This window comes from Micromonospora rifamycinica (assembly GCF_900090265.1).
GTDB lineage: Bacteria > Actinomycetota > Actinomycetes > Mycobacteriales > Micromonosporaceae > Micromonospora > Micromonospora rifamycinica.
This window is the reverse complement of record NZ_LT607752.1, coordinates 6,089,813-6,110,494: the sequence shown is the minus strand read 5'-3', so window position 1 is coordinate 6,110,494 and position 20,682 is coordinate 6,089,813. Positions and strand designations below refer to the sequence as shown.

The following is a 20,682-nucleotide window of genomic DNA, read 5'->3' as shown; positions in this document are numbered from 1 at the left end:
CGCCGCCCGGGTCAGGCCGCCGAGGCGGCCCGGGACCGGTCCGGCAGGGCGGCCACCGCCACCTCCCACGGGAAGGCGTGCAGGTGCCGTTCCCCCGTACCGGGCGGGTGCAACGGGTAGACGTGGTCGCCGAAGAGCACCGTGGCGCCCCACTCGCGGAGCCGTTGCAGGCCGCTCTGGAAGGCCGGGTGCCCGGCCATCGCCGCGTTGGTGAACGGCACCACCACCACCGGCACCCCCCGACCCTGCCCCTCGACCAGCAGGCCCAGCGCCAGGGTGTCGGTGATCCCGGCCGCCCACTTGTTGACCGTGTTGACGGTGGCCGGGCAGACCACCATGGCGTCCGCCGGGGGCAGCAGGTCCGGGTCGCCCGGGTTCTTGTAGTGGGTCCGCACCGGGTGGCCGGTCTGCCGGGCCAGCGCGGACCGGTCCACGAACTTCGCCCCGTCCGGGGTGGTGACGACGCAGACCTCCCAGCCGTCGTCCTGGGCCAGGCCGACCAGGCGGTCGAGGTGACGGGCCAGCGGCGAACCGCAGGCGATGACGTAGAGCACCGTCCGGCGCTCGTCGTTCCGGTGCGGTCCGCCGCTCATCCGGCCACCGCCGCGTTCATACTCCGACTCCCATCTGCTCAGCCAACTCCGCCAGCGGCGCGGGCAACGCACCCCGTGTGCGACGCAGCACGTCGGACATCACCTCGTGGGCGATCGGCCGGCAGCGGATCTCCGACGGGGCGAGCCGGTCGCCGCGCAGCAGCATCTCCCCCGCCTTGGCCATGTCACCGACCTGGGTGTAGCCCCGGGCGATGTCGAGCAGGTGGTGGGCGCGGCGTTCGGGCAGCAACCCGTTGAAGCGTGGCTCGGGGATCCGCTGGTGGATCTCCACCGCCCGTCCGCCGTCGCCCATCTCCACCGCGGCGGCGGCCCGGTGCAGCTCCAGGTTCGTCGGGCCGAAGGAGGTCCAGTAGTGGTTCTGGTCGCCGCCCAGCATGACGGCCGCCTCGTGGGCGCCGTGGAACAGGTCCTCGACGGTGTCCGAGTCACCGAACCGGGCGGCGGCCATCGCCCCCTGCAACAGCAGCATGCCGTAGACGGAGAGCCGGCCCGGCCCGCTGTCGTTCATGCCGCCGGGGGCGAGCCGGTTCGCGATGCTGACGTTCAACTCCAGGGCGGGGCGGGCCCGGCCCATCGCCACCAGCGCGTTGCAGACCCGGGTGGTGGCGACCCCGGCCAGCAGCGGGTCGTCGGCACGCTGGGCGACCGCCATCGACCGGTCGGCGGCCAACCAGGCCAGGTCGCACTCGCCCAGCTTGCGCAGCACCGAGGAGGCGATCTGGTAGACCTGCCCGAGCAGGTTGGCGGCCTCCTTCGCCTGCTCCCCCTGGTGGCCGGCGTCGGCGGCCTGGGCGTCGCGCAGCAGCTTCGGCAGCGCCCGGGTGAGCATGGCGTAGCGGCCGTACTGGTAGGTGAGCCAGGCGTGGGTGACGGCCTTGCCCAGGTCGGGCAGGGGCGGCGGGTGCGACACCGCGTCGAAGTACGCGGTCATCGAGCTGTACTGCTCCAGGGCAGCCCGGATCTCCTGCACCTCGATCTGGTCGATGCAGGTCAGCGCGTCGCTGCGCCGTTCCGGGTCCTTGCCGAGCAGCAGTTGCACGTCGATCCGGAGGATGACGGCGATCTCGTACAGGACGGAGAACTTGTCCAGCCGGCGGACCCCGCGCTCGACCTTGTCGACCCAGCTCTTGGACTTGCCCAGCCGGTCGGCGAAGACCTGTTGCGACATCTTGCGCCGCCCGCGCCAGTAGGCCACCCGTCGCCCGATCGGCAGCTCGTCCATCTTCTCCCGTTCCTCCCCCTCGTCGGTTCGTCCGGCCGGTCTGCGGACGACCCCGGCGGGGTGCTTCCGATCCGTCCGTCCCTGCTGGTCGCACAGCGTGTGCGGCACCCATACAGGTGGTTCTCGTAACTTTTCGTGCAAGTTGCACGGGCTGTTCGTCAGGTCAACGATCCCGGGTCGGGACAGTGACGGCGCTCGACGTAGGGGGTGGCGCGGTGACCGGTCGGAGTGAGCGGAGAGCACGGGACATGTGGGGAAACGTCGGGCCGAGGGTCGCCCAGCTGTCGCCGATCGAGCGGGTCCGGCTGCGCCGGATCGCCGTGCGGTACGCGGTGCACGGCTGGGAGGTGACCCCCGGTGCCTGCCTCGCGCGCAGCCGCTTCGTCTGCGGCCGGGCCGGCTGCCCCACGGTCGGCTGTCATCCCGCCCTGGAGAACTGGGAACGCGGGGCGAGCACCGACCCGGCCCGGGTGGCCACCTGGTGGCGCAGTCGTCCGCACGGGGTGCTGCTGCCCACCGGCCGCGCCTTCGACGTGCTGGAGGTCTCGGCGCAGCTGGGCCGGCGGCTGCTCGACGCGGTTCCCGGCCACCCGGCCGGGTCGGGTGCCCAGGGGCCGGTGGTGGTGACCCCGACCGGGCGGTGGATGTTCCTGGTCCGCCCCGGCGACCCGCTCCGCCCCGAACTGGAGCACTGCTTCCACGTGGTGCGCCACGGTGCCGGGTCGTGGATACCGGCCCCGCCCACCCGGCTGCCCGAGGGCACGGTGCGCTGGGCGGTCGCCCCGGAACAGGCCCGCTGGCAACTGCCCGACTCGTACCTGCTGCAGAACACCCTGATCGAGGCGTTACGGGCCGACGGGGTGACGCTGACCCCGGAGCTGCTGCCCGGCCAGCTCCCGCTGCCCCGGCGCGGCCACTGACCACCGCGCGGCGGCCACAGCGGGGCACCGCACGGCGGCAATGGCCGGGTGCCGCACGGCGGCAATGGCCGGGTGCCGCACGGCGGCAATGGCCGGGTGCCGCACGGCAGGGTCGGGTTCCGGCCAGCGTCCCGGCCGCCGCCGCGCTCGTTGCACACCACGACGGCGCGGGTGCGCCTGCGGAGCGGGGGTAGGAACATGGCCAGGGACGACGAGATGCGGCACACCGACGGCACCGAACCACCGCACCGGCGGCGACCCCGGCACTGGTCGGACAGCCGACCCGCCGGTTCCCGACCGGGGCGGCCCCGACCCACCGGCTCCCGCCCGGCCGGCACCCGGCGCACCGCCCGGTGACCCGCACCGCGGTCACCCGCTGCCGTCCACCGGCCGGCACCGTCCACCGGCCCCACCACGCCCCTGCACCCGTACCGCCCGGTCGTGCGGTCAGTCGACCAGCGGCAGGCTGGTGGAGCGCAGCAGCCGGCCGTCGTCGGTGACCACCGCGTGCCGGTGGCCGGGCAGCCGGTCGAGCCAGCCGACGCCGGCCACCCCCATCGCCACCGCCGCCGTGGCGTAGGCGTCGGCGACGCCCAGGTCGGAGCCGACCACGGTGACCGAGCGCAGGCCCCGCGCCGGCTCGCCCCGCCGGGGATCGAGGACGTGGTGCCCCCGCTCGTAGACGCCCGAGGTGGCGACCGCCAGGTCGGTACCGGTGAGCACCAGGCAGGTGGCGAACGCGTCCCAGGGGTGCCGGACGCCGATCCGCCACGGCCGCCCGGACGACGAGTGCCCGCGTACCCGGACGTCGCCACCGGCGTTCAGGCAGTGGTGGGCGGCCCCGGCGGCCACCAGCCGGTCCGAGGCGACCTGGACCGACCAGCCCTTCACGAAACCGGAGGGATCCAGCCGTCCGGTGGCGTACACGTCGAAGTAGCCGTCGGTGTCGCCCCAGAGGTCGGCGCAGCGGGCCAGCACCGCGCGCAGGTCCGCCGACGCCCCGGACAGCGGCAGCTCGCCCCGGTCGACGCGGCGTACCTCGCTGTCGTCGCGGTAGGTGGTGAACCGGGCGTCGACCTCACGCAGCCAGCGGAAGGTGTCGCCGGCGAGCGTACGCAGGGTGGCGGCGGGCAGGTCGTCGGCGAGGTCCAGGCTGATCGCCGTACCCATCACCTGTTCGACCCGGCGCAGGCCGGGCCGGGTCCGTGGCACGGTCACCCGCGTGCCCGGTCGAGCGCGGCCTGCAACGACCGCCGGTAGCCGTCGCTGGTGGCGGTCGCCTGGGAGACGGTGTCCAGCAGGGCGCTCTGCTGACGCACCACCGCCCCGGAGGTGCCGCTGTAGGCGTCGTCGACCCGGGCGCTGCGCAGGTCGGACTGGCCACCCTGGGGCAGCTCCACGGCCACCGCGTCGACGATCCTCGTCCCGGAGACGGTGATCCGCACCTGCACGTTGCCGTACTCCGTGGAGATCACCGGGCCGGTGACCCGGCGGGTGGCCGACGGCGGCGCGGCGGAGCCGGCCCTCGGGGCGGGCGGGGTGCCGCCGGGGGTGCTCCGGGTGCCGCCGGGGGTGCGGCTCGGGGTGGCGCCGGGTCGGCCGGTCGGCCGGCTCGTCGCCGTGGCGCGCTGCGGGGTCGCGTCGGTGGTGGCCGGGCCGGTGGTGGCCGGGCCGCTCCGGGCCGGGGTGCCGGCCGGCGTGGTGGCCGGCAGGCCCTGGTGGGCCTGGCCGGTGCCCGGTGCCCCCTTGAGCACCACCAGCGCGGTGGTGCCGGCGGCCAGCCCGGTGATCGCGAGAAGCGCGCGACGCATGTCAGCCCTCCTACAGCTCGAACGGGGCGAGGTGGATCTGCCGGCGGGGCACCCCGGCCCGGCGCAGCGCCCGCACCGAGGAGTCGACCAGCCCCTGTGGTCCGCACAGGTACACGTCCCGGCGGGTCAGGTCGGGCACCAGCCGGCGCAACCCGTCCGGGCTCATCACCTGCCGGGGGCCGGCGTCGTCGCGGGAGCCGACGACGTACCAGACGGCGGTCTGCCGGGCCTGGGCCAGCCAGTCCAGCTCGTGCTGCAGCAGCACGTCGGCCGGGGTGCGGGCCCGGTAGATCAGGGCTGCGCCGGGCGGCAGCTCCTCCAGCATCGCCCGGAGCGGGCCGATGCCGCTGCCGCCGGCGATCAGCAGGGCCCGCTCCCGGGTCCGGTGCGCGGCGGTGCAGGTCCCGGACGGACCCTCCACCCAGACCCGGGTGCCGGGTCGCAGGTCGCGCAGGTCGGCGGTGTGCCCGCCGACCACCTTGACGGTCAGCCGCAGCCAGCGGCCGTTCGCCGCGGCGGACGGCGAGAACGGGTGCGACTGCCACCAGCACCCCCGGGTCAGGAACCGCCAGCGCAGGTACTGCCCGCCGAGCAGGTCGAGCTGGAGGAGCCGGTGGCCGGTCAGGTAGATCGAGACGGTGTCCGGGCTCTCCGCCACCACGTCGGTCACCCGCAGCCGGTGCCGCAGGTTGAGCAGCAGCGGCGCGACCAGCCGGCCCCAGACCAGGGCGGCGGCCACCAGCAGGTAGCCGGCGGTCCAGCCGGTGCGGACCGGGCCGGGCGGGAAGAGCTGCGCGCCGTTGCTGAACTGGTGGCCGAAGCCGAGCAGCAGCGCGAGATAGCTGGTCAGGTGCAGGTGGTACCAGAGTTCGTAGGGCACCGCCCGGCGGACGGCCCGGACGCCGGTGCCGCCGACCAGCACCAGGATGCCGGCCGCGACGAAGGCGGACACCAGGTCGTCGAAGTCGCGCAGCAGCACCCCCACCTGGGTGGTGACCGGGTTGCCCTGGGTCCGCGCGTAGCCGACCACCAGCAGCGACAGGTGGGCCAGCACCGCCACCAGCAGGGTCGCGCCCAGGTCCCGGTGCACCCGGGACAGCCGCTCGCCGCCGACCCCGCGTTCCAGCACGCCGAGGCGGCTCATCATCAGCACCTGCACGAGCAGCAGGTAGCCGGCGATCAGGCCGGTGACCCGCCCGGCCGCGGTGAGCAGGTCGGCGGTGCCGGCCAGCGAACCGGCCGGGGTGTCGAGCCACCACGGGAGCACCGCCGCGACCAGGCCCAGCCAGAACAGCGCGGACAGCACCCGCCGGCCGGTGGACCCCCGCCGGGGCAGGGCCGGCGGCGGGGGTACGGACGCAGCCGACCGGCCGCCGTGCCGGGACGGATCCCCGGTACGACGGCCGGCGGCGGGCAGGTCCCGACAGGTCACGCGTAGAGCTTCATCGGGGTGAACTTCCTTCTCGGGAAGATCCCGTCCACCTGGGCCGTGGTCAGCCCGAACCGGCCCTGCGCCACCGTGCCGTAGACGTCGAACATGTTGTTGTACTCGGGCACGTCGCCCGAGTCCAGGTCGCCCAGGCCGTCCCAGGCACCGAGCAGCGGGCCGGCGAGCCGGCGGCCGGACAGGACGGTGACCACCCCGCCGTGGCCGTGGTCGGTGCCGCCGCCGTTGGAGGCGACCCGCCGGCCGAACTCGCTGGACACCATGATCGTGACGTCGTCCGCCCGGTCGCCCAGGTCGGTGAGGAAGGCCGCCATCGCCTTCGCCAGCTCGCCCAGTCGCCGGTGGAGCTGGCCGCCGGCGCGGGTGCCCTGGTTCTCGTGGGTGTCGTAGCCACCCATGCCGACCGTGGCGACCCGGACGTTCGCCCCACCCTTGATCAACTGGGCGAGCTGCTGGAAGGCGTACCCGATGCCCTCGTAGGTCACCCCCTCCGCCGGCCGGTACGGCTTCGCGGCGAGCTGCTGGGCGGTCGACAGCGCGCCCATCCCCTCGATCACCGCCTCCTCGACGGGATGGTGGATCCCGGTGAACAGCCCCCGGATCGCCTTCTCGGTGGCCGCCCGGTAGCGGTCGTCGCCGTTGAGCCGCAGCGAGCCGACGCTGTTGAGCGACAGCGCGCCGTTGGTGCCGACCAGCGAGCGGGGCAGCGTGCTGCCGATGCCGACGCTACGGAACGCGGTGCCCTTGCCGAGGGAGTCGACCAGGCTGTCCAGCCAGCCCCGGCCGCCGGTCTCGCTGGGCAGGCCGCCCAGGTTGCAGGCATCGGCGGCCTGGAAGTGGCTGCGGGACAGCCGCTCGTCGGAGACCGCCGGGACGAAGCCGAGCCGCCCGGTCCGCAGCCACTTCTCCAGCGGGGCGAAGGCGCTGGTCAGCTTGAAGCCCCGGCCCAGGGCCAGCGAGTCGTCGCCGAGCAGCAGGTCGGGGCGGACCTTGGCGAGCACCGGGTCGTCGGCCGGGGCGACCAGGCTCAGTCCGTCCAGCCCGCCGTAGAGGAAGACGTGGATCAGGGTGCCGGTCCTCGTCGCCGCGAACGACGCCGATGTGCTGACGAACTGGGCGGTGGCCAGCGTGGTGGCGGTGGCGGCGGCACCGGCGACGAAGGTCCGCCGGGTCACCCCGCGCCCGTCCTGCTGCGCCTCCTCCAGCTCCTCCAGCCGGCGGTAGCGGTCGGCCTCGGCGGCGTTCTCGGCGGCGACGACGTCGGCCTCGGCGCGCAGCAGCGCCTCGGCCGGGTTGTCGGCGAGCCGGCGCAGGTCGGGGCACTCGGGGTGCGGGGGGAACGCGGGCACGGTCTTCTCCCTCGGATGCGTCGCCGGCTTCTCCATCGACTGCCTCACCGCAGGTGGTGCTGGGGGGACGCGAGGATCGCCCGCGCGACGGCGGCGATCGCCCCGTCGAACGTGGCGTCGACCCTGGTGCTGGCGGACACCCCGGCCACCCCGAGGATCAGGTTCCGCTCCCGGGTGGACAGCTTCTGGTGCACCAGCCGCTGGGCCAGCGCGTCCACGTACGCCCCGGCGGTCGCCGGCGGCTTCGCCACCAGCTTCTCCGGCCGGGTGTACGTGAACGGGGTGCGGTTCCCGGCGATCAGCTCGGCCGCCTCGTTCCAGCCGTTGACCATCGTGCCGGCCGACGTCCAGGCGACGTAGACGTCGGGGTAGCCGTCCGGGGTGGGCTGGCCCATCGGGTGGTGGCCCAGCTCGCGTAGCTTGTCGTGGATCTGGCGCAGCCCCTGGGCGAACGCGGTGCGCTTGCTGTCGCCCTGGCGGAAGCCCGGCCCGGCCTGCGGCCCGACGCCCAGCGTCCGGTAGGTGGCGACCAGGTACTCCATCGGCCGGCGCACCTTCTGGCCCACCGCCGCCCAGAACTCCGAGGAGCTGAACAGCGACATCAGCAGCGGTTTCACCGAGCCCCTGTTGACCGTGTAGATCCGGGCGAGCCGGTCCACCAGGGACTTCGGCGGGGTGTCCGAGACGAACCGGGTGGCCAGGGCACGCGCCACCGACCGGGCGGTCGACGGGTGCAGCGCGAGGTAGGTGAGGTACGCGTCGACGACCTGGTCGGCCCTCTTCGGGTCGGTCGAGTCGTTGGGGTGACTGAAGCCGAGGATCTTGACCTTGCCCCGGTAGTGCCGGTCGTGGCGGAAGACGTACCGCCCGTCGTCGACACCCCGGCCGGTCTGGAGCAGGGCGGCCTGCCGGACGTCCTTCTCGGTGTAGCCGCCGTCGACCCCGACCGAGTACAGCTCCAGGTTCTCCCGGGCGAGGTTCTCGTTGACCGCGTCGGCCCGGGAGTCGTTCTGGTTGAGGTAGAGCAGCAGCGCCGGGTGCCGGTTGGCGGCCACCAGCATCTCCGGGTAGCTGCCCATGGCGTGCTCGCGGATCACGTCCCGGTCGAACGAGTTCCGGTACGCCTCACCGCCGTCGAAGTCCGCCGCGACGTGCAGGAAGTCGTTCCAGAAGTCGACCATCACCTCGTAGAGCTGCCGCTGCGACCAGATCTGCCGGGCCAGCGTGCCGTCGACCATCTCCTTCTCCGGCTGTGCCCCCCGCGCGGCGAGCTGTTCCCGCTGGTCGCGTAGCTGCTTGCTGGTCAGCGCGAGAGTGGGCAGCTCGGCGAGCTTCAGCTCGGCGGCGCTCGGGGCGATCTTCTCCGGGTCGAGCTGCTGACGCACCCAGGCGTCGATGCCCATCCGCCTGATGTCGGCGAGCACCTTGGGGGTGGCCCCGAAGGTGGCCCGGCTGGCCAGGTGCCGGACCGGGTCCTTGGCCAGCACGGTCTTGACCGTCACCGGGGTCCGCGCCGCCGCGTCGGCCGGCCCGGAGAAGGTACGGCCACCACTGGGCGAGTTCCGCTTCAGCGCCGCGCCGGCCCGGGAGCCCATGTAGCTCTCGTTCTGCTCGGTGTAGGTGCGTACCGTGCTCGGCTGCTGGCCGCTCGGACGGGCCGGCGTGCCGTCGGTGGCGGTGACGCCGGTGGCGTCCCCGGCGGCCTCGTCGAACAGGCCCCGCACCCGGGGGCTCATCGCCAGCGCCGCGCCACCGGCCACCACGGCGGCGGTGCCGCCCAGCGCGACCAGGGCACGTCGCCGGCCGACCCGGCTCCGATCGTCGTCACCGTCGTCGTCCAGAATGGGCAGTCCGCTGCCGGCCGGCTGGTGGAACGCCTGCCGACCCAGGCCCTCGGGGCCGACCCACTGCGGGCCACGGGCGGCACCGTACCCCTGTCCGTCACGCGGTCGCCGCGGTGGCACGTTCCGGTCGGCCATGCGCCAGTCCCGCTTTCTTCGATGCGCCGTACGCTGCGACCGGGCGGGGCGGCGGGTGCGGCGGCTGTTGCCGGAGGAGTTGCCCGGGAAGGTAGCCAAGCGGTGGGTGGCCTTCAAGGCCGCGCGCGACGGCCGGGCGGGGCACTTAAGGCGCAGCTCAGCAGCGCCGCCGACCGGGTGGTTGCGCCCCGGGCGGGGGCCGGCGTCCCCAGCAGGGACGACGTGTCCGGCCTCGACCCCGCCGCGACCGTTCGGTGGTACGTGCCGTGGAAGCACGACGTTCACCGGCACAGCGAAACTTAAGGTGCCGGTAAACCCGCGCTGAGGTCGTGCCCCGCGCCCCGCGGTCCGTTTTCGGACGACCCGTCCCGTCGAAACGGACAGCCGCCCCGCCGCAGCGGACAGCCCGTTCCGCCGCCGGTCCGGGGAGGCGAAAGTAGCAGCAGCAGGAGGGCGTGACCCGCTGCCGGAGCGGGTAAGCCGCCGAACCGCTGAAGCCGTGAGGGGAAGGCACCGCCATGCTCAGCAAAGAGGATCAGCGCAGATTCGACCAGATCACCCGGCATCTCCGGGAGAGCGATCCGAGGTTCTTCGCCCGACTCGACCATCGGATTCGAGCCCGGCGCGGACGCTGGCTGTTGCTGTTGACCGTCGTCCTGTGGGCGGCCCTGCCCGCGATGACCGTCCTGGCCGGGCGGACCGCCGGTGCCATGTGTCTGATGGTCCTGACGGCCCACACCGGACTCATGTGGCACTTCCGGCACCGTTGGCGCTGGCGCTGATCCCGCCGCTCCGGCCGCCCCCGGACCGACCCGCCGCCCGCACCGGGCCGAGGTCCGGTCGGGCGGTGGTCCGACGCTGGTCGGGAGGCCGGTCAGCCGGGTTCGAGGGCCTGGTAGGCCCGGCGCAGGCGTTCCAGCAGGCCCGGCCCGCCGATCTCCGGTGCGGGTGCGCCGAGTTGGCGCAGCAGCAGTTCCGGGTCGGTGGCCAGGACCGCCGGTCGGTCCGGCAACGGCACCGGTGGCAGCCAGAACCGGTCCACCGCCGCGCTCAGCGGCACGTCGGGCAGGTCGGCGAGCACCCGGGCCGCGCCCGCCGGAGCAGGATCCGCCCCGCCCGGGCCGGTCGCCGTACCGTCCACCATCGACGGTACGGGGTCCGCCGCCGCCGACCCACCCGGTGCCCTGCCGCCGACATCGGGCGACCCGGCGGTGCCGGCGCGAAGCGTACGGAGCCGGCCCAGCAGTTCGTCCCGGCTCCGGCCCCGCCAGTGCAGCAACGCGAACGGGTCGGCGTCGAACGCCTCGGCGAGCAGGTAGAACGTCGCCGCGAGGTGCTTGCACGGCACCGCGAAGTCGGGGCAGCCGCAGTGCTGGGTCAGCTCCCCCACCGAGGCGGGGAACAGCGGCGCCCCGGCGGCGGCGAACACCTCCTCCAGCTCGGCCGGCAGGTCACCGGCGAGCAGCCGGGCGCTGAAGAACGCCTGCCCGGCCAGCTCCCGCTCGACCCGCCCCCAGAGCGGGTCGGGAAAGGGCGGCAGGGCGATGACCACCGGGTACGGCGCAGGGCGGGAACCCTGCACGCTCGCCTCGACCCGTCCGGGTGACACGACCAGCCGGCGGACCTGACCACGGCGGGCGTACGCCCGGCCCCGGGTGAGCCGGGTGCCGAGCGCGAACGACTCCAGCACCTCCAGGAACCGTCGGGACCACCAGGAGACCCCGATGGCTCCCCGGGTGCTGCGCGCCCGCAACCCGTCGTCGACCCGGTGCGGCGGGCCGAAGTCGGCGAACCCGCCTCCCGCCCCGGGACCAGCCGGGCCGGGGCGGCCGGCGGACGGCCCGGCCCGTCGGGCGGTCATTCGACCACCGCCCCGGCGTCCAGCGCGAACAGCTCCCGCAGTTGGCCGGTGGACAGCTCGGTGACCCACTGTTCGCCGCTGCCCACCACGGACGCGGCCAGGCTCCGCTTGTCGGCGATCATCGCGGCCACCCGTTCCTCCACCGTGCCGGCGCAGACGAACTTGCGCACCTGCACCCGCCGTCGCTGGCCGATCCGGAACGCCCGGTCGGTGGCCTGGTCCTCGACCGCCGGATTCCACCACCGGTCGACGTGCACGACGTGGTTGGCGGCGGTCAGGGTGAGGCCGGTGCCACCGGCCTTGAGGGAGAGCACGAACAGGGCCGGGCCGTCCGGGGACTGGAACCGGGTCACCAGGTCGTCCCGGTCGGCCTTGCCGACCCCGCCGTGCAGGTAGAGCACCTCCCGGCCGAAGCGGGCGGACAGGTGCCCGCGCAGCAGCGCGCCGAACTCGGCGTACTGGGTGAACAGCAGGGCCTTCTCGTCGGCGGCGAGCACCTCGTCGACGATCTCCTCCAGCCGTTGCAGCTTGCCGGAGCGGCCGGCCAGCGGCGAGCCGTCCCGCAGCAGCTGGGCGGGGTGGTTGCAGACCTGTTTGAGCCGGGTCATGGTGGCCAGCACCAGGCCCCGGCGTTCCATCCCCGTGCTGGACTCGATCTTCGCCAGCATCTCGTCGACGATCGCCCGGTAGAGCGAGGCCTGCTCGGCGGTCAGGTTGCAGAGCACCTCCATCTCCAGCTTCTCCGGCAGGTCGGAGATGATCGAGGCGTCGGTCTTGAGTCGACGCAGCACGAACGGGCCGGTGATCCGGCGCAGCCGGGCGGCGGTCTCGGCGTCGCCGTGCCGCTCGATCGGCACCGCGTACGACTGCCGGAAACTGCTCGCCGGGCCGAGCAGGCCGGGATTGGCGAACTGCATGATCGACCAGAGGTCGGCCAGCCGGTTCTCCACCGGGGTACCGGTGACCGCGACCCGGTGCCGGGCGGGCAACGCCCGGATCGCCTCGGCCTGCCGGGTGGCCGCGTTCTTGATCGCCTGGGCCTCGTCGACCACCACCCGGTGCCAGCCGACCGAAGCCAGCGCGACGGCGTCCCGGGCGGCCACCGCGTAGGTGGTGAGCACCAGGTCGGCGGCGTGCACCGCCGCCTCGAACTCCGCGCCCCGTGCCCGGTCCGCGCCGTGGTGCACGTGGACGCGCAGGTCAGGGGTGAACCGGGCCGCCTCGCGCTGCCAGTTGCCGACCAGCGACATCGGACAGACCAGCAGGGTCGGCCCGGAGTCCGGCCGGTCCCCGGCGAGCAGGGCGAGCAGCTGCACGGTCTTGCCCAACCCCATGTCGTCGGCGAGCACCCCGCCGAGCCCGAGCGACTGGAGGAAGGCGAGCCAGGCCAACCCGCGCCGCTGGTACGGCCGCAGGGTGCCCCGGAAGGCGGGCGGCGGGTCCAGCGGGGCGAGCCGCCGTTCGGCCTGCCCGGCCAGCAGGTCACCGAGCGGGCCGTCGGCGGTCACCGCCAGCACCGGCAGGGCGTCCGGCCGGTCCGACCCGGCCAGCCCCATCTTGAGCAGGTCGGCCACGGTCAGCTCACCGGCGGAACGCAGCAGCCGCAGGCCGGCGGCCAACCGCTTCGGATCCAGCTCCACCCACCGGCCGCGCAGCCGCACCAGCGGGGTCTTCAACGCGGCCAGCTCGGCCAGCTCGTCGGCGTCGATCGTCTCGTCGCCGAGCGCCACCTCCCAGCGGTAGTCGACCAACGCGTCCAGCCCGAGCGCGGAGGCGGCGGCGACGGTGCCCGGGGCGGTCCGGCTGCGCGCCTGCAACCGGGTGCCGAGCCGCGCCGACGGCCGCTGCCACCAGGACGGCAGCAGCACCCCGAAGCCGGCGGCGTGCAGCACCGGTGCGCCGTCGCGCAGGAACCGGTGCGCCCCCTCGACGTCCAGGTCGAGCTGCTCCGGGGCGGGGGTACGCAGCGCCTCGTCCAGCTCCGGCCAGAGCCGCCCGGCCCGGCCCAGCTCGGCCAGCAGGGTCTCCTGTGGGTCGTCCCCCCGGCCGGCGAGCGCCGGCAGCCGCTCCGGCGTCCGCCAGACGTCCCCGGCGGCGACGTGCAGGCCCGGCTCGTCGGCGGCCTGGAGGCCGAACTCGACCCGCCACCGTCCCCCCTGACCGACGACGCCCGACGGGTCGACCGGCACCACGGTCAGCGGGTCGACGATCTCGTCGTCGGCCGGCTCGACCAGCCGGAAACTGGCCCGGACCGGGCCGCCGACGGCGTCGCGCTGCCAGGCGTCCAGCTCGGTGCGGAGGGTGGCCAGGGCGGTCGGTCCGGCGGTGAACCGACGGTGCGGGCCGGTCAGCGCCGCCAGCCACCCGGCCGTCACGCCGTCGCGCCGACCGCCCCCGACCAGGTCGGTGCCGGCCAGCGCCCGCCGGGCGGCGGCATCGGTGAGCAGGTCCAGCGCGTCGGCCACCAGCTCACCGGCCCCGGTACCCGGTACGACCCGAGCCGCCCCCGCCGCGCCCGGACCGGACGACACACCGGGAGCGGACGACACCCCGGCCGCATCGGGAACGGACGACATTCCGGCCACACCCGGACCGGACGGCGTCCCGGCCGCCCGGCCCGTGCCGGGGCGGGGACGGGTGGTGGGCACCGGGTCGTCGCTGGCGGCCCGGACCGCCGGGGGCAGGGCGAGGGCCAGCGACCGGACCCAGGCGGCGTCCGCGCCGGTGAGCAGGGGCCGCCACACCGCCCACCCGACCGCCTCCCCGGCGGAACGCGCCGCCCGGCCGGTCGCCACCCGGGTCGCCGGTGCCGGGGTCGCCTCCCCCGGGGGAGGGTCGGCCACGCCGGGCAGCAGCCGGCCCCGGGCCACCAGGTCGACCGCGAGCTCGGCCACCCGGGCCAGGTGACGCAGGCCCGCCCCGACCACGGCGTCGAGCCCGTCGAGGTCACCCAGCAGGGCGAGCGCGTCGTCCGGGGCGTACCGGAGGGCGGGGGTCCGCCAACCGGCGAGGGTGACCGGGCCGCGGGCCGGTTCCCCGACGGCGGTCGGGACCAGCTCCGGGGAGTGCAGCGGCGCCCCGGCCCGGGTCGGCAGGGTGAGCAGCACGGTGCCGGCCGGGCGGTCGCCGAGCAGCGCGCCGAGCGCGCCCGGCCCGGCGGCGAAGGGGTGGGGGCGCTCGCGGGGTGCCCGGCCGGGGCGACGCGGCACCTGCGTCGGCCGGGTGGAATCCTCCGCCCAGATCGCCAGACCGGCCCCGACCAGCCACGATCCGTGGACGACCAGCACGCGCTTCTCCCTCGTCGTCGACGCCGGGGGCCAGGATAGGCGGCGACGACCGGTCAGCGCCGCACGCCATGGCGGACCGGCCCGGGATGACCGACGAACCGGGGTGGCCGACGGCCCGGGGGTGGTCAGGGTGGTCGACAGCGAGGGCGGCCGACGACCGAGGGTGGGCGACGGCCCGGGATGGGCGACGGCCCGGGATGGGCGGGTCGGACCGTACCGGAGCGGGGTGTCGGGTCAGATCGCGCCGGTGCTGCCGTCGGTCAGCTCACGGAGGATGTCGGCGTGCCCGGCGTGCCGGGCGGTCTCCTCGATCATGTGCACCATGATCCAGCGCAGCGACACCTCACCGAGCTGCGGATGGGCGACCACCCGGTCCAGCGGGAACCGGGCGGCCAGCTCGCGGGAGCGGACGCAGGCCCGTTCGTAGGCGTCGGCGAGCGCGTCGAGCGTCTCCCCCGGCGGCACGGTGAAGCTGGCCGCCGCGTCCTCCTCGGTGGTCGGGAAGACGTCACCGGGGGTCGGGTCGAGCAGGAAGGGGAACCAGTTCCGTTCGACCAGGGTGAGGTGCCGCAGGAGGCCGGCCAGGGTGGTCGCCGACGGCACCAGCCGGCGGGACGCCTCGGCGTCGGTCAGCCCCCGCGCCTTGCGCAGCACCGCCGCGCGGTGGAAGTCGAGAAACGCGTCGAGCACCGCCCGTTCGTCCCCGGTCCGGGCGAGCACCGGACCCAGCGTCGGGTCAATGTGGATCTCCGTCATCGCCGTACGATAGTCGCGCCCGCCGGTGCCCGCTGTCCCGGCAAACCCTGCGGCCCGGCGGTCGGCTTGGCAGGATGGGCGCATGGCTTCGACGGTACGGATTCCCCTGGCGGACGGCCCGGCTGACGGTGAGACGGTCGACGTCGAGCTGGACAGCAACCAGCGCCCCCCGCTGACCCACCACCACCTCGGCCCGCAGGGGCTGGTCGACGCCCAGATCTACGAACTGGAGTCGGCGGGCGACCAGTGGCGCTACCGGTGGCGCGGCCCGGCGGTCTGACCCGCTGCGCTTGCGCCACCGGGCGCGTCCGCGCCGTCAGAGAGCCCGTCCGGGCCAGCGCACACCGGTCCCTTCCGCGCCGCCCACACCGGCCGGCGTTTCCGCGCCGCCCAGACCGGCCGGCGTTTCCGCGCCGTCAGACGGCCGTCCGGGCCAGCGAACGGGACCGCAGGCCGTCCAGCACGGCCCGGGTGACCTGCGAGGTGCCCCGGGCCTGTTCGCAGACCTCGGCGACCCGTTGGGCGGTGGCCTCGCGGCGGAAGTCCCGCTCGTCCCAGAGCCGGTCCACCTCCGCCAGCAGCGGACCCTCCACCTCGCGTTCCACCCCGCGCAGTGCCGGCACGCCGAGCCGCTGGGCCAGGTCGAAGACCTTTCCCGCGTACGGCAGCGGCAGGAACGGGGTGCCGACCATCGCCGCGAAGATCAGGAAGTGCAGCCGCATCCCGACGGCAAGGTCGAAGTGTCGCATCAGGCCGAGCACCTGCCGGGGCGAGTAGTCACCGTGCAGGATCCGCCCCCGGTCGGCGGCCACCATGTGTGACAGCACCCCGTGCGAGTGCCGGATGTCGTCCCGCTCCATCGGGACGAACAGCACGTGCGCGTCGATCCGCTGCACCAGGAAGTCGCCGATCTGGGCCAGCAACCGGTGGTACCCGTCGACGTCGAGCCGCTCGGCCGCCCGCCCCGGCTCACGAACGCTCAGCCCGACCAGGCGTCGACCGGCGGGCACCCCCTCCTCGCGCAGCAGCCGGGCCGGGAAGTCCTCCGGTTCCAGCAGGAACGCCGGGTCGGCGGTGACGGTGATCGGGTTGAGCAGCCCGGCCTCCTCCAGCACCATCCGGGACTCCTGGTCCCGGACGGTCACCTCGGTCGCCCCGGCCAGGGTCTCCCGGACCATGCCGGTGTCCACCCCGTCGTTGAGCGGCCCGACACCCACCGCGTACGTCAGCAGGGGCAGCCCCCGTTCCTGGGCGACCCGGACGACCCGTAGGTAACGGCGGGCCTCCCTGTCGTACAGGATGCCGCCGCCGCCGAGGATGAGCAGGTCGAGCTGGCCGAGCACCTCGGCCGAGTCGACCCGGCTGACGCCCTCCCAGGGCACCGCCTCCACGTCCGGATGGGCCAGCGCGGTGTGCGCCGGATTGCGGGAGAACACGATGATCCGGGCGTTCGGCTCCTGCTCGCGGAGATCGGCGAGGAGCCCGGTGAGGATCGCCTCGTCACCCAGGTTCCGACCGCCGTACGAGCCGAGCACACCGATGGTCAAGCCGGTGGGACCTCTCATCCGTCACTCCTCCCCAGGACCGTCCCGCCCGCATTCCCCCCCAACCCCAACCCATGCCCACCCTTCCTCCCCCACCCCGCCCGCCCGGCCCGCCCCCACCCTCCCCAGCCCGGCCCGCCCCCCGGCGCTTCAGCCCGTTGATCAAGAGGTTTACGTCAACCTGCTCAACTTCTCTGGCGTAAACCTCTTGATCAACGGCTTGTGCGCGCGATGCGCGGGGGTGGCGGCGGGAGCAGGGGCAGGAGGCGGGGGCGAGGGGCGGGGCGAGGGGCGGGGGTGGGGGTGGGGGTGGGGGTGGGGGTGGGGTGGGGGTGGGGTGGGGGAGGTAATCCGATTGTCTGGTTTGCGGGGGGCGATCAGGGTGGGGGGATGGATGGCACGGGCGGGGGCAGGATCGGGTGGGCCGAGTTGCCCCGGTCGGTCCGGCTGGCGGTGGAGCAGATCATCGGCGACCGGGTGGTCGAGGCGCGTTCCCAACCGGGTGGGTACTCCCCCGGCACCGCCGACCGGGTGAGAACGGCCGGTGGGCGGCGCGCGTTCGTCAAGGCGGTCAGCCCGGCGCAGAACCCGCAGACGCCCCGGATGCACCGGGCCGAGGCCAGGCACACCGCCGCCCTGCCCGGATCGGCGCCGACGCCCCGGCTGCTCGGCTGGCACGACGACGGCGAGTGGGTGGCGTTGGTGCTCACCGACGTCGAGGGCCGGCACCCGTACACGCCCTGGCGGGCCGCCGAACTCGACTCGGTGCTCCGCGCGCTGGCCGCCCTGGCCGGCGCGCTCACCCCGAACCCGGTGCCGGACGTACCGACCGCCGCCGAGCGGCTGGCCCACGACTTCGCCGGCTGGCGGCGGATCGTCGCCGACCCGCCGCCCCGGCTCGACCCGTGGGCCGCCGCGCACCTGACCGAGCTGTGCGCGGCAGCCGACCGGGGGTTGGCCGCACTGACCGGCGACACCCTGTGTCACCTCGACGTCCGGGCTGACAACCTGCTGATCGGCCCGGACGGTTCGGTCACCGTGGTGGACTGGCCGTGGGCCTGCCGGGGCCCCGCCTGGTTGGACACCGCACTGCTGCTGGTCAACGTGCAGCTGCACGGCGGGCACGACACCGAGGCCCTGGTACGTGGGCTGCCGCTCACCGCCGACGTCGACCCTGCCGTGCTGACCGGCTTCTATGCGGGCCTGGCCGGTTTCTTCACCGACAGTGCCCGCCGGCCGCCACCGCCGGGCATCCCCACCGTCCGCCACTTCCAACAGGCCCAGGCCGACGCCCTCCTCCCCTGGCTAACCCACCGCCTCCCGCAGTAAAACCCCCTCGGCGCCCCACCTCTCCGCCCCGCCCTCCCCCGGCTAGGCCCGGTGATCAAGAGGTTTACGTCACCCTGCCCGTCCCACCCTGACCCAAACCTCTTGATCACCAACCCACCCGGCCCGCCTGAACGGGTGATCAAGAGGTTTGGGTCAGCCTCAGCGCCCAGCCTGACCTAAACCTCTTGATCACCGGACCGGGGCTGAGCCGGACCGGGGCTGAGCCGGGACGGGGCTGAGCCGGGACGGGGCTGAGCCGGGACGGGGCCGAGCAAGGGGCGGGGCCGAGCAAGGGGCGGGGCCGAGCAAGGGGCGGGGCCGAGCAAGGGGCGGGGCCGAGCAAGGGGCGGGGCCGAGCAAGGGGCGGGGCCGAGCAAGGGGCGGGGCCGAGCAAGGGGCGGGGCCGAGCAAGGGGCGGGGCCGAGTAAGGGGCGGGGCGGGGGCGGAGGGAGGGGAGGAGTCGGCGGGCGGGGGGTCAGTGGAGTTGGTGGGTCAGGAAGGGGAGGACCAGGTGGGGGAGGAGGGGGGTGGTGGGGATCTCCTGGTGGGTGAGGCCGGGGAGGATGGCCAGGCGGGAGAGGGGGCGGGTGGTGCCGTCCCCGCCCGGGGCGCGGTGGCCGCCGCCGAGCAGCCCGTAGAACTCGGCCATGTGGGCGACCGGGATCGAGTCGGCGTCGGCGAAGACCAACAGGGTCGGTACGGCGAGGGCGGCCACCTCCGGCGACCAGTCGTACTCGCGGCGCAGCAGGTCACCGGTCCTGGCCCACAGCGTCGGCCAGTCCTGCGGCCGGGGGGCGATCCGCTCGTAGAGCTGGTGCGGGGGCGTGCCGCGCATCTGCTCGCCGGTCCGCTCGTCCTGGCCGGCCAGCGCGGCCAGCACCTCGGGATACCAGCCCTGCCGCTTGCACGGGGTGGAGACCAGCACCAGCCGGTGCACCAGCTCCGGGTGCTGGATCGCGGCACGCAGCGCCACCCCGCCGCCGAGGGAGTAACCGAGCACCTCCGCCCCGGGCAGGTCGAGGTGCCGCAGCAGCGCGGCGACGTCGTCGGCCATCGACTCGTACCGCAGGGGTCGGTCCACGTCGGCGGTCCGGCCGTGACCCTGGAGGTCCACCGCGATCACCCGGCGACGCCGTGCCAGGGCCGGCAGGATCGAAGCGAACGTCTCCACCGAGCCGTAGCCGCCGTGCAGCAGCACCAACGGCCGTCCCTCGCCGTGCTCCTCGTACCACAGGCGTAGTCCGTTGACGTCCGCGTAGCTCACCGGCGTCTCCCCCGACCTGCTGCGGCGGGCCGGGAGCGGAGGCCCCGACGGCGTCCCCCCGGCCTCTGACGGCAACGACGGTGCTGCTCAAGCCGGCCGGCGGCGGCCTTCGGATCCGGTGCCGATGGTGTGGTGGGCGCGGCAGGTTTCGAACCTGCGACCCCTCGCTTGTAAGGCGAGTGCTCTCCCGCTGAGCTACGCGCCCGGAACGCCCGTGCGAGCGGGCCGGAGGCTGGCAAGCCTACCTGCCGGCCCCCGACCCGTCGCAACGGTGTGCCCGGTGACCGGTCAGGCGGCGACCGTGTCGGCGAGGGCCTTGCGCCAGCCCTGCTGGTCGCGCGCCTCACCCGGCATGTTCATCTCGGCGAACCGGACGATGCCGTCCTTGTCGATGACGAAGGTGCCCCGGTTGGCGATGCCGGCGAGGTCGTTGAAGACGCCGTACGCCTGGGCGACCGCCCCGTGCGGCCAGAAGTCGGACAGCAGCGGGAACTGGTAGCTCTCCTTCTCGGCCCAGATCTTGTGGGCGTACACCGAGTCGACGCTGACGGTGAGCACCTGCACGTCGTCGTTGACGTAGTCGTTGAGGTTGTCCCGCACCTCGCACAGCTCACCCTGGCAGATGCCGGTGAACGCGAGCGGGTAGAAGACCAGCAGCACGGTGCGGTTGCCCCGGTAGTCCGAGAGCCGTACCTCCTGGTTGTTCTGGTCCTTCAGCAGGAAGTCGGGTGCCTCGGCACCAACCTCGATCGGCATGCGAACTCCTCGGGTCGAGTCTGGGGGGTGGTTTCAGCCTGCCACACCCGCGGGCGACACCCGGGGTGTGGGACCGCTCAGCCGGGTACGACCTACTTGCGGCCCTTGGACCCGCGGCGCAGCACGAGCCGGGCGCCGCTCCAGTCCTTGCCGGCGTTGAGGGTCGAGGTCTGCTGGAGGCCCGCGGTCTGCGCCGACTCGGCGACCTCACTCGGCTCGACGTGGCCGTCCCGTCCCGCCTTCGGCGTCAACAGCCACACGACTCCGGCGTCGGCCAGCGGGCCGAGGGCGTCGACGAGGAGCTCGAAGAGGTCACCGTCGCCGTCGCGGTACCAGACGAGCACCGCGTCGACCACCTCGTCGGTGTCCTCGTCGACCAGTTCTCCACAGCGGTCGGTCAGGGCGTCCCGGAGATCCTGGTCGACGTCCTCGTCGTACCCCATCTCCATGACGACCATCCCCGGTTCGATCCCGAACCGGTCCGCCAGGAGACGTACCCCGTCGGCGGCCTGACCAGCGGTCGCGCTCACTGTCGCGTGCCTC

At 74.5% G+C, this 20,682-nt stretch carries 19 protein-coding genes and 1 tRNA gene; 5 read left to right on the top strand and 15 right to left on the bottom strand.

Going from position 1 to position 20,682, the window contains the following annotated elements:
- Positions 1-11: 11 nt before the first annotated feature.
- Both GA0070623_RS25890 and GA0070623_RS25885 read right to left on the bottom strand, forming a co-directional pair.
- Positions 12-593 carry a flavoprotein gene (locus GA0070623_RS25890; protein WP_067314863.1) on the bottom strand — a complete coding sequence of 194 codons (582 nt, stop codon included), beginning with the start codon at positions 591-593 and terminating at the stop codon, positions 12-14.
- Positions 594-609: 16 nt separating this feature from the next.
- A complete protein-coding gene (locus GA0070623_RS25885; RefSeq protein WP_067314860.1) occupies positions 610-1,836 on the bottom strand; it encodes a helix-turn-helix domain-containing protein in 1,227 nt (408 codons plus the stop codon).
- 248 nt (positions 1,837-2,084) lie between these two features.
- Here GA0070623_RS25885 and GA0070623_RS25880 point away from each other — a divergent pair, with 248 nt between their 5' ends.
- Both GA0070623_RS25880 and GA0070623_RS30145 read left to right on the top strand, forming a co-directional pair.
- A complete protein-coding gene (locus GA0070623_RS25880) occupies positions 2,085-2,756 on the top strand; it encodes a bifunctional DNA primase/polymerase (protein WP_067314857.1) in 672 nt (223 codons plus the stop codon).
- A gap of 198 nt (positions 2,757-2,954) precedes the next feature.
- Complete coding sequence (locus tag GA0070623_RS30145; protein ID WP_157517623.1) at positions 2,955-3,113, top strand: hypothetical protein; 159 nt, start codon at positions 2,955-2,957, stop codon at positions 3,111-3,113.
- Positions 3,114-3,203: 90 nt separating this feature from the next.
- On the opposite strand, the gene GA0070623_RS25875 is transcribed toward GA0070623_RS30145, so the two are convergent.
- From GA0070623_RS25875 to GA0070623_RS25855, 5 genes are read right to left on the bottom strand one after another with little or no spacing between them, the layout of a single operon-like run.
- A complete protein-coding gene (locus GA0070623_RS25875; RefSeq protein WP_067313664.1) occupies positions 3,204-3,926 on the bottom strand; it encodes an FAD:protein FMN transferase in 723 nt (240 codons plus the stop codon).
- 44 nt (positions 3,927-3,970) lie between these two features.
- On the bottom strand, positions 3,971-4,567 hold the full coding sequence (locus tag GA0070623_RS25870) for an FMN-binding protein (protein WP_067313639.1): 597 nt from the start codon (positions 4,565-4,567) through the stop codon (positions 3,971-3,973).
- 10 nt (positions 4,568-4,577) lie between these two features.
- Complete coding sequence (locus tag GA0070623_RS25865; protein WP_067313642.1) at positions 4,578-5,999, bottom strand: ferredoxin reductase family protein; 1,422 nt, start codon at positions 5,997-5,999, stop codon at positions 4,578-4,580.
- Positions 5,996-7,363 (bottom strand): DUF1501 domain-containing protein, encoded by a 1,368-nt coding sequence (locus GA0070623_RS25860; RefSeq protein WP_231932550.1) that lies wholly within the window; start codon positions 7,361-7,363, stop codon positions 5,996-5,998. Before GA0070623_RS25860 ends, GA0070623_RS25865 begins: the two co-directional genes overlap by 4 nt.
- A gap of 44 nt (positions 7,364-7,407) precedes the next feature.
- Positions 7,408-9,342: a DUF1800 domain-containing protein gene (locus tag GA0070623_RS25855; protein ID WP_067313646.1), complete on the bottom strand. Its 1,935-nt coding sequence runs from the start codon at positions 9,340-9,342 to the stop codon at positions 7,408-7,410.
- Between the two features lie 518 nt (positions 9,343-9,860).
- Between GA0070623_RS25855 and GA0070623_RS25850 the strand changes: the two genes are divergently transcribed.
- A complete protein-coding gene (locus GA0070623_RS25850; protein WP_067313648.1) occupies positions 9,861-10,124 on the top strand; it encodes a DUF3040 domain-containing protein in 264 nt (87 codons plus the stop codon).
- A gap of 92 nt (positions 10,125-10,216) precedes the next feature.
- Here GA0070623_RS25850 and GA0070623_RS25845 read toward each other — a convergent pair whose 3' ends face one another.
- The 3 genes from GA0070623_RS25845 to GA0070623_RS25835 form a co-directional block, all read right to left on the bottom strand.
- Entirely contained in the window at positions 10,217-11,203 is a 987-nt protein-coding gene (locus GA0070623_RS25845; RefSeq protein WP_067313651.1) for an SWIM zinc finger family protein, read from the bottom strand.
- Positions 11,200-14,490, bottom strand: a complete 3,291-nt coding sequence (locus GA0070623_RS25840; protein WP_067313654.1) for a DEAD/DEAH box helicase — start codon at positions 14,488-14,490, stop codon at positions 11,200-11,202. The genes GA0070623_RS25845 and GA0070623_RS25840 overlap by 4 nt, the downstream gene beginning before the upstream one ends.
- A gap of 234 nt (positions 14,491-14,724) precedes the next feature.
- Entirely contained in the window at positions 14,725-15,246 is a 522-nt protein-coding gene (locus GA0070623_RS25835; protein ID WP_067313656.1) for a DinB family protein, read from the bottom strand.
- Between the two features lie 82 nt (positions 15,247-15,328).
- Here GA0070623_RS25835 and GA0070623_RS25830 point away from each other — a divergent pair, with 82 nt between their 5' ends.
- Positions 15,329-15,526 (top strand): hypothetical protein, encoded by a 198-nt coding sequence (locus GA0070623_RS25830; protein WP_067313659.1) that lies wholly within the window; start codon positions 15,329-15,331, stop codon positions 15,524-15,526.
- A 136-nt stretch (positions 15,527-15,662) separates the two neighbouring features.
- Here GA0070623_RS25830 and GA0070623_RS25825 read toward each other — a convergent pair whose 3' ends face one another.
- On the bottom strand, positions 15,663-16,811 hold the full coding sequence (locus GA0070623_RS25825; protein WP_067313661.1) for a polysaccharide pyruvyl transferase family protein: 1,149 nt from the start codon (positions 16,809-16,811) through the stop codon (positions 15,663-15,665).
- 369 nt (positions 16,812-17,180) lie between these two features.
- Between GA0070623_RS25825 and GA0070623_RS25820 the strand changes: the two genes are divergently transcribed.
- Positions 17,181-18,119 (top strand): aminoglycoside phosphotransferase family protein, encoded by a 939-nt coding sequence (locus GA0070623_RS25820; RefSeq protein WP_067315915.1) that lies wholly within the window; start codon positions 17,181-17,183, stop codon positions 18,117-18,119.
- A 475-nt stretch (positions 18,120-18,594) separates the two neighbouring features.
- Here GA0070623_RS25820 and GA0070623_RS25815 read toward each other — a convergent pair whose 3' ends face one another.
- From GA0070623_RS25815 to GA0070623_RS25800, 4 genes are all read right to left on the bottom strand, one after another.
- Positions 18,595-19,383 carry an alpha/beta fold hydrolase gene (locus tag GA0070623_RS25815; protein ID WP_067315608.1) on the bottom strand — a complete coding sequence of 263 codons (789 nt, stop codon included), beginning with the start codon at positions 19,381-19,383 and terminating at the stop codon, positions 18,595-18,597.
- A gap of 130 nt (positions 19,384-19,513) precedes the next feature.
- Positions 19,514-19,588 (bottom strand) — tRNA-Val (locus GA0070623_RS25810).
- An 83-nt stretch (positions 19,589-19,671) separates the two neighbouring features.
- Positions 19,672-20,139 (bottom strand): peroxiredoxin, encoded by a 468-nt coding sequence (locus GA0070623_RS25805; RefSeq protein WP_067315611.1) that lies wholly within the window; start codon positions 20,137-20,139, stop codon positions 19,672-19,674.
- 92 nt (positions 20,140-20,231) lie between these two features.
- Positions 20,232-20,669 carry a DUF3052 domain-containing protein gene (locus tag GA0070623_RS25800; protein ID WP_067315614.1) on the bottom strand — a complete coding sequence of 146 codons (438 nt, stop codon included), beginning with the start codon at positions 20,667-20,669 and terminating at the stop codon, positions 20,232-20,234.
- Positions 20,670-20,682: the final 13 nt, after the last annotated feature.